Genomic DNA, 13,086 nt, shown 5'->3' with positions numbered 1-13,086 from the left:
TCTAGTATATTTTTTTCTTATAATTCAATTTGAACAGATTTCCCAGGCTTCAAGTCTACGACATGACCACTAAGTGTTAGTTTTAATTCTAAAATCCCACAATTAGCAATCTCCCATTCTTCACCTTTTTTCTTGATCAGTAAATCTGATGGGTTACTCATTAAAATTTCCGCATTCTTTATCTTTAATTTAGAACAATCAAATAGTAATGTTATTCCTTTTTTACTGATGCCAATAGCAGAGTTAGACTCTATTACTTGGCCATCTTCCTTACTGACCATATTCCAGCCCGCTAATTTTAAATCATCATATTGCGAGTTGGCATGTATTCTGTTCTCAAAATCCTTAAATGGATACAATAAACTTGTAAAGGTTGTATTCATCTCATTTTCTGCTTCGAAGATGATTCTGCCCTTACCTCTTATTGATTTTTTTCTTATAAAATCAGGTCGGTGCCCCAACTGTATGATTTCCAAACCTGCACCATTGGGAAACACCGACCTCACATGAATATCATTTTCAGCATCGTAATGTCCTTGCCAAACTTGCTGATAAGTATGCTTCTCGTCCTTAGACTTGTAATGATCTCTAACAATCCAGAAACCATCCTTAATAAAAAACACCTGTCTGTAAGTATCTACATTTAAGTCTTTGTAGCCATCGTGTGAACCTATAAAAATATCAATTTCATCTGTTGTTGTCCAGTTGATAAGTTTAGGAGTTGGTAATTTCCCCCATTTTCCAAATCCACTACCGCCTTTATTGCCTTTCCATTCTCTACCATGAAGAACTGAATCAACTAAACCTACATTTTTCGTCCATGAATTTTTAAATTCCTCTAAATCATCCAAATAATACCTTACTTGATAATTTGGCAATACCATATTGCCATAAGCAAAGGCTTGTATTCCCAACATATCTCCATGCTGATGATCTGGCTTTTCCTCTGTTAATCCCGCACTTATTACCATATACAGATTCTCTTTTTTCCAGCCATTACGCATCACGTAATATCCTGTATGAGGTAAATCCGTACTACTCATCTTTGGTTTGCTTGCTTTCGCAGTTTTGTACTTTTCTACTTGATCCGTACTTAACAACCAATAATATTTTGATGGGATTTTTTTACCCGTAAAATATTTTAATTTTTTATCTCCAAACAAGGCTGCCCCTAAAGCCATAATATCTTCAACTTTATTCACTTCTGCCCATGGGTCTTTTGTATCATCCTGTAGTACAGGCAAATTCTTATTCGGCATTGCTAATTGCAACATTGCATCAAACATGCCTTTTAATCTTTGATCCCAAATTGGGTTTAGGCTTACGCCATTCATTTTTGCTAACTGATATGGATAGAAGTAATTATCGATATCATCAACATGATAGTGAACAGATCTTTCAAATTGAAAACCATCTTTATAAACTTCTTTTTCAAGATGTTCTTCTAATCGGTTGGTAGCTCTGGTCCACCACTCATCTGTCCCTTTAATTTCCTTGAACAGGATTCCTAACATACCCAAAGCACTCATGCCTCTAGTTTGATGGTTTCCCTCATTGTATTTTGGGTTGTGATGGTACAATTTTGCTCCAGTGTGCAAAAATGTCTTAATCATAACCAATTGCTCTTGCCAAGTGTATTGATCTGAAGCCAATAAACATTGGTGAACAAATAACCAATTGTACATTCTGTTTCCAGCTCTGTACGCTTCATAAGCACCATTTCCGTCCACAATTGTTTCTACCTCTCCCTTATTAAACGCTTCGTTTAAGGATTCAGCTTGTTTTGGAATGTAATGCAGGTAATCTGTATCTTTTGTAAAATAAAAAAGCAAAGCAATATCTCCAGCTTTGTGCTGTCTGGTTAAATGTCTGTATGGATATGAACTCACCTTTTCCCCTTTTAAATTGGTAAAAGGTATTTTCCAATTTGTCCATGCAGGATACAACTCAAGATGTTGCTTTGCTTTCTTTTGGTGATATTCAAATCTACCAGAATACATTTTATTGTATTCTTCGAAACGTTGATTAAAATTCTTGCTGCTAAAAAAATATCGATCCGATAATTTGTTTTTAAAATATTCAGTTAGCATTTGTAATGCCTTCTCTTGTTTCCCTGCGTGGTATGCAGCTTGTATCTTTTTCAATCCACTATCAGCATCAACATCCAACAATTCCACCAATTCATTATTCGTTAAAATATGATCGGAAGGAACCATTTGCTCTTGAGCAGAAAGTGTAAACGAAATTGTTACGAAGAAAAAACAAAGAAATTTTAACATCTGATTCTTTAGTAAAATTTGATTCTCAAATATTCTTAATTAAATAGTCACTGATTGTTGTGTTGGAGTCCACAAAACCCACTTGCGGACTCCCTCTCACAACGTACTTAACAAAACTACTAATCTACTATCCTATATTTTGGATTACATTTTCATTGTTCACATTGATCTCTTTGTGAAATGGAGATCGGAAGCATAGAATCTTGTATTTAATCATGATTCACTTCTAATTCAAAGTATTTAACTTTTGAAAAAGCATCAGAATCTTTTGTAACTAAATAATTCCCTGCCTTAAAATAGTTTTCGAATACTCCCCATTTTTCAATATGAATATCATCATATACAACTGACTCTTTTTCATTTAGGATTACCTCCATTCTTCCGTCGGTAACTTTCACTTCTAAGGTGAATTTTCCAAAACCAACAGTTTCTGAAAAAGTGTGTCCGTCATCATCGCCCCACGCATCTGTTTCGAGTAAGTCTTCGTAAGAAGCATTAAGATCTTTTAGAACTTTTGTTTTAACTCTAACAGCTCCATCTGTCCAATATATTTTCAACATTGGAGGAGCATTGTTATCATCCTCTCCTATTAAATCTCTCTGCTCATCTGTTAACCTACCATGAATTTGCATAATGATGGCCCGGTGATAGTCCCCGTCGTCATCTTTAGAAATATCTGACATGGCTAAAGTTCCTTTCATATATCCACCCTCAGCAAACGTCCAATTCGTTTTCCCCTTATCATCAGGGTTCATTAACTCTCTCAATTCAGTTCTCGAGTAAGACGTATTGTTTGTAGTTGCTCCAGGATATGTATAAAATACTAATGCTCCTTCAATTGAGTCATTATACATAAAAGGCTTTAGCGTTTCGTTTGTTGCATAATCTATGATCTCTGGAGGTAATACTTCCGTTGGATTTCCAATCGGAAGTGTTACTTTCCAGTGGCTTAAATCAATATCTGGCAACTTATAATCTTCCTGTTCTTCAGGAACATTTACTTCTGGGATAATTACATCAGAATCATCATCAGATGAGCCCTGACAGCTAACAATTGAAATTGTTAAAAACAAAGCAAGTGCCAACGAAATTATATTTTTTACTGATTTAAGCATTATCTATTAATTTTGTGGTGCGACCTCAATTTCCAATAAAATCTGCACTACATTCAACACCTTCAATTATTCAACAATAGCGGAAGTAAACTCCTCAACATAAGAAGTTTTAGGTCCAGTATTTGAAATATGAATAGAAATAGATGTATTAACTCCAGTATTAAAAGCTAAAATTACTTTTTGGAAACCACTTTTACCTTCTTGAACATCACCTGTAAAAGATGTAAGAGTTGCAGCAGCAACATCATCAGGAGAAGTAACAGTACCAGCTAAAATAGCAACAGTATTAGTTGAAGGATCTCCAGTTTCAATTGAATAATAATATGTAATTGTATAATCTGTATTTGGCGTAACAGCAATACCTGATTGATACCCAATTCTAGGATCTGTATCACTTGGGAATTTAGCTGATTTACCTCCTACAAAACTTGAGCTTGTAGAAATTTGAATGGTTTTACCCATATTACCATCAACCCAAGGAGAAGTATATTTCCCATCATCACCTGGCTCATCAAAACTAGGGTTCAAAATAACTAACTCTATTGCTGATGGTGCTTCTGGTTCAACAACCTCAATAGTTTCAGAATAAGAACTACTTACTCCAAGTTTATCAGAAGAAGTTAAGGTTACGGTAAAAGTTCCTTCACCTGCATAGGTGTTTTTACCATCTTTATCAGTTGATGTATTACCGTCACCAAAATCCCATGCGTAATCAGTAGCACTATTAGATAAATTTGAGAATGTATAATCTTTCCACTCTTCAGCAGTACCTTGACCTTGAGCATATGTAAAATATGCGGTTGGTGCTGTTTCATCTGCCTTTGAATTTGCTTCAGGCAAGTCGTATTCAAAATCACAAGCTGTAAAAGAAACTGCTAATGCTAAGATCATCATCTTCCAAACAGAACTTCGATTTAGTTTTAAATTTAATATGTTATTTTTCATTTTAAATCAAATTAATCATTAAACAATTCCTAGTAACCAGCATTTTGCGTTAGCAATCCTTTACTTAAGTTAATTTCTCTCTGAGGTATTGGTAACAATAAATCAGTTGCAGAAAAACTTCCCCCTGTTGCAGTTGAAAAGGCTGACAACACATCTTGTGCCATTCCGAAACGAACTAAATCAAAAAATCTGTGGTTTTCGAATGCTAGTTCAACTCTACGCTCATTTAATAGATCTTCTTTTGTAATCGAAGAAACAACATCAGATATTCCAGCTCTGTTTCTTACTTCCATAAAAGAAGTAATTGCTGTAGAACTTGATGTTTCATTTGCTCCGGCCATAATAGCTTCAACATGCATTAACAAAACATCTGCATAACGTAATACAATCCAATCATTACCAGCTTTTTGAGGATCACTTGAAGTAGGTTCAATTCCTAAATCACTATCTCCATTTGGAAGATACTTAACAGCTTGATATTTTTCCAATTGTAATGCATCTTGACGATAAGAATACATGGTTCTGTCTCCTCCCATTGCATCTAAGGCAGCACGAGCATCAGCGGTAACAAAATTAACACCACTAGTTCTACCAACAGCATTTAACCATTCTGCAGAAAAATTCTGGCTATCATCTACAATATCTCCAATGTACTCAATCGCAAAAATAATTTCGTTATTTAGTTCATTATAGAAAATGTCTTTAAAATTAGCTTCTAAAGCAAAGCCACTACCCATTACATCTTCACATAAACCTTGTGCTAAATCATAATTTTCACCTTGAGTTAAATATACTTTAGCTAATAATGCCTGAGCTGCAGCCTTTGAAGCTCTACCTTGATATGTATTATCAAGATTAGCAACTGCAGTTTGTAAATCTGATTCAATTAGGTCATAAATTGTTGCAGTAGCTACACGTGTATATGATGTTCCTGCATCAGATGGGCTAATTACTTTGTCTACCAAAGGAACATCTCCAAACAATCTTACTAAATTGAAATATGCATAGGCTCTTACAAACTTTGCTTCACCTTCAAAAGCGCCTTTAGCCCCTTCAGAAGCTACTCCTAAATTTTCTAAAACTAAATTTGCTCTATAAATGACGTTATAAAAACTATCATAGTAATCTGCAACTCTACCATTGGTTGCTTCTACAGTAAAACTCTCAAACTGTGCATCTTCACCTTCACTACTCTTCGTTTCAGTGTTGTCACTTCTCATTTCAGTTATATAAAACTCATACATTATACCATGATTATCTGATGTGCTTGTAGAGTTTACTCCCTGAATTCCATCATACATATTTATGATACCAGCTTCTAATTCTGTATCATCCGAAAAGAAGTCTGAGGAAGATATAACACCCGTAGGTTCTGGACTCAAAAATGAGTCTTCACAAGCAGTGAATACTACAAGAAGTAGAAGCACTGCTATTTTGCTTATATATTTGGTCATGTCTATCATATTTTTTTTAGATTAAAAATCTAGGTTAACACCTACACTTATTGTTCTATAAACTGGAGATCCTGCTCTCTGATAACCGTAAGTAGTTGGAGAGGTATTATCAACAGACTCAGGGTTGAAACCTGTATAATCATCCGCAGTAAAATAGAGTAAGTTTTGTGCTGATACGTATACTCTTGCTTTTTCAATGAAAGTTCTTCCTAACACTTCATTTCCGAATGAGTAACCAATATTCACATTTCTTAATGCTACATATGATGCATCCTGAACAATATCATCTGTAAATATTTTTGCTTTAATAAACTGCTGATCAGGAGTAGTTGCAGGATTATAATCCATTCTACTATTAAATTGATTAAAGATGTATTGATCTCCCATATTTCGTACCTCAGCACCGTGAGATCCCTGGAACATAAAACTAAAATCAAAGTTTTTGTAACTGAAATCATTTGAAAAACTCCAAATCAATTCAGGATAAGGGTTACCTAAAACCGCTTTATCTTCATCATCAATGATACCATCCCCATTTAAATCTTTCACATAAACATCTTGAGCTTCCGCTCCAACAGGATGGTATGGATTATTTAAATATTCTAAAGGAATATCTTTATCAACTACCCAACCGTAGAATGATGAAATTGGCAGACCTTCCATGTTAATCCATTCAGCAGCTCTTTTTGAGTCTACACTCTGAATTTGACCATTAGATTCAGCAAAATCATTTAACTTGTTTTTATTCTTAGAAGCTAATAAAGTACCTGTCCAAGTAAGGTCATTGGTAATTTTAACTCTAGATCTTAATTCAATTTCAATACCACTATTTTCTACTTCACCTCTATTAATTAAAGCTGCATCGAAACCAGTAGTTGATGAAACAGGATTTTCTAAAATTAGGTTATCACTTGTTCTCTTATAATAATCGAATGAACCGGCAAGCAATCCATTAAAAAACATAAAATCGATACCAGGATTAAATTCTACTGATTTTTCCCATCCTAAATCAGGATTTGAAATATTTAAGGCATTAAAACCTGTACCGGCGGCACCATTTACAATAGCCGAAGAAGTTTCTAATAATGCTAAATAAGGATAATGCTCTTCATAAACTGTACTCGCATCAATTGCATTGTTACCGGTTACACCAAAACTAAATCGAAGCTTTAAGTTGTCAATAAAACTATAATCTTTTAAGAAATCTTCTTCTGTAAGTCTCCAACCCACTGAGAATGCAGTAAAATCACCATATTTAGTATCCGATCCGAAACGTGAACTACCATCACGTCTAAAACTAGCTGATGCCAAATATTTATCTTTGTAGGCATAATTAACCCTACTTGTAAAGGATAACAAACGTTCTTCATATTCACCAGAATCAGCGCTGCTAATTGTACCTGCTGCACTCATATTTTGGATGTAATCAAATGCGTAATCTGTTCCTGACATACTAGAAAATTCAGTATCCCAAGTTTCAACTGACACACCTAAAATAGCGCTAATGTCATGATCACCAATTCTTTTATTATAGCTAAAGAAATTGTCATTCACCAAGTGAATTCTATTTTGATTTGATTCAAACAACTGAGTATTATCTGCACCATTTCTGTGTGCTAAAGGACCTTGCCATCTTCTAACATCAGTGTTTTGGAATGAACCACCAACTGTAGTCTTAAAGTTTAATCCTGAAATAATTTTATACTTTGCATAAACACTACCGTATAATTTAAACTTCTTATACGTATAATCTCTTTCCTTAACTTTAGCTGCTGGATTCACATTTGAAGTATTACTAATATCTACTTCAGAACCATTCAACATATAGTTATCAAAATGACGCTGATTTGCATAATCACCTACCTGTACATCAGGATATGTGTTTCTATCAACATACTGAATCGTATTCTCGTCATGATATACTGGCAACCAAACTGTTTGACGTAAGATATCATGTGTTGAACCATCAAATCTTCTTCTATCTGAAAAGGAAGGTGTTAAGCTTACTCCCATTGAGAATTTATCAGAAATCTTCGTATCCAATTTTAATTTCAAACTGTACTTTTTATAATCATCCGTTAGAAGAACACCTTCATCATGTGAATAATTTAAAGCGGTACTGAATTTTGTATTCTCGTTTCCACCTCTTGCACTTAAAGAGTGATTCGTAATTGTACCACCATCAAAAATAACATCTTGCCAGCTTCTGTCAACACCAATCATTTGCTTGTATTCTGTTTGAGGTGAAATAGAGCCAGTAGCAGCTAGTTCAGCCGCAGCAGTTTCAGCAACCGAAAAGTCATAAGCATCACTTTTGTGGGCTTCTTTAAATCCAATATAAGAATTGTAGTTAAACTTGGTTTTTCCTGCTTTACCCTGCTTTGATGTAATCATGATTACACCATTCGCACCTCTTGAACCATAAATTGCAGCCGAAGCAGCATCTTTTAAAACTTCAAACGAAGCTACATCATTCATATCCAAGTTACCAAGGTAATCTGAATCAACAACGATACCATCAACAACAATTAATGGATCAGAACTACCACTAATAGATCCTGTTCCTCTAATTCTAATCGTTGGCGCTGTACCTGCGCCACCATCGGTGGCTTGAATACTAACACCTGATATTTTACCTACTAAGGCGTCATCAACACGAGCTACAGCTACTTGTTCCATATCGTCATTCACAACTTTTGAGATAGCCCCCGTAAGGTGTGATTTTTTCTGAGTACCGTAACCTACTACTACAACTTCCTCTAAACTTTCTGAATCAACACCCAATGCTACATCTATAACAGTTAGTGCTCCAACAAGTTTTTCAATTGTTTCATATCCTACAAATGAATATACTAATACACTTTCTTCTCCGGCAACGCTCAATGCGTAGTTTCCATCAAAATCAGTAACAGTACCATTTGTCGTACCTTTTTCATATACACTCACACCTATTAAAGGCGAGTTATCTGTCTTATCAACAATATTCCCCGAAATCGTTTGCTGAGCAAACAAATAAGATGAGAATCCTGTTAACAAGACCATTAGCATTAGGATTTTTCTTTTCATTTCACTTTAATTTAGTAAAATTAGTTAGTTATTAGATTATAAACACAACACTATTCTATAGTTAAATAAGGTCTAGGGCCCAATGCGACAGTCCTTAACAAGAAAAGTATTCGCAATTAATTAGATTGCTTTCTATATACCATTTGTTTATTACTGAAATCTATTTTTCAATCAGTAATACTCAAATTTAGAGGTTTAACTTTTTCCTACTGAATTCCAAAACATCGTTTAGATGTTCCTTCATATATTTAGATGCTAAATCAGGATCACCATTTTTAATAGCACTCATAATATTTTCATGCTCTACTAGTGATTTTTTAAAACCTTCATTTGCACAAACATTTTCTCTTCTGTAAATTTCAAGGATATCTGGAAGAACAATTAGCATTAAAGTTTTACTAACCGAGTTGTGACTCGCTTCTGCAATTTTTAAATGAAAAATAAAATCTTCATTTTCTGCAGGTAAATTGTTTTTCACTTTTTCTTCAAATGCCTTATGCGCCTTATCTAATTTTATCAGATCTTCTTCCGTTCTTCTTAAGGCAGCATTTTGAACAGATGTTATTTCTAGGTGACATCTTGTTTCAACTAAAGAATAAAAATCTGGACTTTCGATTTTCATTACATTGGTAATTAAACCTTGCATAGCAGCCATATCGGCTCCCTTTACAATTACTCCACTTTGAGGGTTTGTAGCTAGAATTCCATAAAATTCTAATTTTTTGATTGCATTCCTTATATGGGTTCTACCAATAGAGAACTTTTCAGAGAGTTTTCTCTCCGATGGTAATTTATCACCAGGGTTTAAATAACCTGCAATAATCAAATCACGGATCTGACGAATGATCTTGTCAACCGGACTTTCTACTTCTATTGCTTTGAAACTATCTAATATTTCCATAACTAAAAATTAACCGACTAGCATCTGCTCGCCCTTCAACTGGTCCACCAAAATTAAGTCTTTTTTTCATTCCTACAAAATACCATACTTAAACGACACTCGATATCAAGCACCTCAAAGCGCTAAATCATAGAGCCGACAAGCTACGCAAAGGATTGAAATTTTTTGAAAATATTTTAAAAACAATGTTAATATTTGTAAAAAAAGAGCTTGTATTTTGATTTTTTCGCCCAAGCAAATTGGTCAACCAATTTGTTTTTACTTTTAAATCACAGCTAAATCTAGTTTTTAAAGCCGAGAAGTATGATTCTTCTTAAGCGAAATACTAGATTAAGAAGTATAAAACCATATCCATGTAAATACAATAAAACCATAGTCGCCATATTACTCGAGCGATAAAGAATAGTTGCATAACAAAACAGCTAATTAAAGCTCAATCAAAACCTTATTGATTACCTCACATATTTAAGGATTTATGTGTTAACCTTAATTAACCTAATTTTACTATTCTATAACATAAAGCAATTTATCTGTAAAGTATATTTGTACAAAACAAATACACATGATGAAGAAGATCTTTATATATCTAACTCTTATACTAGCAAGCTTTACTACTATGGCGCAAAGTCCCATTTTAATAAGAGGGAAAATTTTGGATTCGCAAGAAGAAAGTTCTCTGCCAGGTGCAACCGTTCTTTTAATCAATAAGAGTGATTCCATTCAAAAGAAAGGCACCATAACCAACGAGCATGGCGAATTTCAGATTAAAGTTCGCCCTGGTCAATACGATTTTCAAGTTTCATTCATTGGATACAAGAGCATTACTCAAGCAATATCAGTTAATAAAGAATCTTCCAACTTGGGGCTTTTTAAATTGATTGAGAATACAGAATTCTTACAAGAGGTTAGCATTACAGAAACCTTGCCTCCAACACAACAAAAAGGAGACACAACTGTTTTTAATCCGCAAGCCTTTAAGGTAAATCCTGATGCCTCAGCTGGAGAACTATTAGCTAAAATGCCAGGCTTTTACGAAGTAGATGGGAAGTTGATGGTAGAAGGCGAAGAAATTGCAGAGGTTTTAATCGACGGAAAGAAATTCTTTGGCAACAATATGAATCAGGCACTTTCGATTATCCCGAATGATGTAATTAAAAATATTGAGGTATACGAACACAAAAGTGATGAAGAAAAATTTAGTGGTTTTAAAGATCAAGAAAATAAAAAATCGTTGAATATTGTTACCAATAAAAAGAAGAAAAAACGTCTTGTTTTTGGTGATGTGGCTTCTGGAGTTGGCAAAGATAGCAGATATGGTTTTGATGGTAATATCAATAGTTTTTCCGATAACAATAACATCAGTATTACTGGTCGCTCAAAAAACGTAAATGCACCTTTAAAACTAAACAACCGAAGATTTGGAAACGGTAGTATAGATGGAAATGATGTACAGGAAGATGGCATTGGCATCAACTTTACAAGAAGCAAAAACAAGAATGATATTGCATTCAGTTACGAATATGGAAACAGAGAGAATGAAAATCAAAATTCGACTATAAGAACCTATACTTCGGAAGCTTTAGAAGGTCAAATGATGAACAGCAATAGCACATCAGGTAACGATAGAGGTAATCACAACATGAATTTACGTGTTTCTCTAAATTCAAATCCTAAAAGCCAACTATTACTGAGTACCCGTATTTCCAGCACCGATGCTAATTCAAAATCAAATTCTTTCTCGGAAACTTTCCAAAGTGAACAAATGATTAATGAAAATACCAATATGAATCGTTCCGAAAACAAGAATTATTCAATTGGTCAGAATATCAACTATTCGAAAAAATTGGGAAAGAAAGGACGAAGCTTATCCCTACAAGCTGGATTCGATTATGGCGAAAGTGATTCTGACGGAAAACAAGTTTCAGAAACATTAAACGAACTAAAGGAAGTTAGCCAAAGTATCAATCGAATTTCTGATGCCGAAACAAAAGATGCTTCGGTGAGAGGCGCTATATCGTTTAGAGAAGCAATTAATAAAAACTCTAATGTCTCTATTGGTTATAATATCAATTACAACAGTAGAGAATCGGATAAGAATGGTTACAATTTCGATGAAAACACCAAATTATATAGCTCATTGGACGAATTAACAACCAATCGCTTTGAAAACTCCACTCTAAAAAATAGTGGACGCTTCTCTTACAATATGCGTAATAAGAAACACTACCTAATTTTGGGTAGTGATTTTGAATTAACAAGCTTAAAAAATGAAGAATCTTTTCCTAATAAAAGCGATTTTGACAAAGATTTTTTTGCTTTCAAACCCTACCTTAAATATTCCTATAATTTGGCGAAACAAAAGCGAATAATGCTAAACTATAGCTCCAAAACTACAACTCCTTCGGTGCAAGATCTTCAAGAAGTGATTGATTTAAGCAAGCCATTGTATATTTCTACGGGTAATTCTGAATTAGAGCAGGCGAGATCTCATTCTTTAATGGCCTTTTACACTGCTTCTAATATTAAAAAAGGAAATCGCCTCTCTGTTAATGTCATAGTATCAACATCGAACAATATGGTAGGTAGAAGAACAATTGTAGCGGCAAATGATACCACTATAAATAACAAGTATTTTTTGCCAGCTGGGGGACAATTTTCACAACCTGTTAATTTAGATGGACAATTCATGTTGAATGCAAATGTTAGCTACAGTTTGCCGTTAAAAAAATTAAAATCGAAACTGAATCTCAATACAAGAACTAACTTTTCGCATAATCCTACTTTTGTAAACGACAAAAAATCCTTTACCGATTCGTGGAATCTTAATGCGGGAATGATGCTTAGTTCAAACATTAATGAAAAAATCGACTTTACATTCTCAAGTTCTAGCAGGTACAGCAATTCAAAAAACAATTCTTCATCAAGTTCTGAATACATCTCACAAACCACATCTTTAAACATGTACTGGAATTTCTACAAAGACCTTGTGTTTAGAACTAATGCAAGCAACAATTACCAGAACAACTATTCAACCGGAAAAGAAGATAGCTATTGGCATTTGAATTTAGGATTATCAACGAAAGTGTTTAAAAGTAAAAGAGGTGAAGTATCGCTTACAGCATATGATATTCTTAGCAAGGATGATGAAAGACAACACATTACTACTGACCTATACACTGCTGATTATTTCACCAACCAACTTACCGATTTCTACATGCTAACCTTTAGCTACAAATTAAGAAATAGCAAAGGCAAAGGTGGCAAATTCGAAAGAAGAAAAAGATTTCGTGGAGATATGAGACGTTATAATCCTATGATGATGTAAG

General features: G+C 34.1%; 7 protein-coding genes. 1 reads left to right on the top strand and 6 read right to left on the bottom strand.

Features of this window, described 5'->3' with window-relative positions; translation table 11 throughout:
* Positions 1 to 17 precede the first annotated feature (17 nt).
* From L3049_RS12405 to L3049_RS12380, 6 genes are all read right to left on the bottom strand, one after another.
* Entirely contained in the window at positions 18 to 2,279 is a 2,262-nt protein-coding gene (locus L3049_RS12405; protein ID WP_275110138.1) for a heparinase II/III family protein, read from the bottom strand.
* A gap of 209 nt (positions 2,280 to 2,488) precedes the next feature.
* A complete protein-coding gene (locus tag L3049_RS12400; protein ID WP_275110137.1) occupies positions 2,489 to 3,394 on the bottom strand; it encodes a polysaccharide lyase family 7 protein in 906 nt (301 codons plus the stop codon).
* A 66-nt stretch (positions 3,395 to 3,460) separates the two neighbouring features.
* Positions 3,461 to 4,339 (bottom strand): PKD domain-containing protein, encoded by an 879-nt coding sequence (locus L3049_RS12395; protein ID WP_275110136.1) that lies wholly within the window; start codon positions 4,337 to 4,339, stop codon positions 3,461 to 3,463.
* Between the two features lie 29 nt (positions 4,340 to 4,368).
* Positions 4,369 to 5,793, bottom strand: coding sequence for a RagB/SusD family nutrient uptake outer membrane protein (locus L3049_RS12390; RefSeq protein ID WP_275110135.1), 1,425 nt, complete (start codon positions 5,791 to 5,793; stop codon positions 4,369 to 4,371).
* 21 nt (positions 5,794 to 5,814) lie between these two features.
* Entirely contained in the window at positions 5,815 to 8,859 is a 3,045-nt protein-coding gene (locus tag L3049_RS12385; RefSeq protein ID WP_275110134.1) for a SusC/RagA family TonB-linked outer membrane protein, read from the bottom strand.
* Positions 8,860 to 9,046: 187 nt separating this feature from the next.
* On the bottom strand, positions 9,047 to 9,760 hold the full coding sequence (locus tag L3049_RS12380) for a FadR/GntR family transcriptional regulator (protein ID WP_275110133.1): 714 nt from the start codon (positions 9,758 to 9,760) through the stop codon (positions 9,047 to 9,049).
* 562 nt (positions 9,761 to 10,322) lie between these two features.
* On the opposite strand from L3049_RS12380, the gene L3049_RS12375 reads away from it, so the two are divergent.
* Positions 10,323 to 13,085 (top strand): TonB-dependent receptor, encoded by a 2,763-nt coding sequence (locus L3049_RS12375; RefSeq protein WP_275110132.1) that lies wholly within the window; start codon positions 10,323 to 10,325, stop codon positions 13,083 to 13,085.
* Position 13,086: the final 1 nt, after the last annotated feature.

It is taken from the genome of Labilibaculum sp. DW002 (assembly GCF_029029525.1).
GTDB classification, from domain to species: domain Bacteria; phylum Bacteroidota; class Bacteroidia; order Bacteroidales; family Marinifilaceae; genus Paralabilibaculum; species Paralabilibaculum antarcticum.
This window is presented reverse-complemented; position numbering and strand designations above follow the sequence as displayed.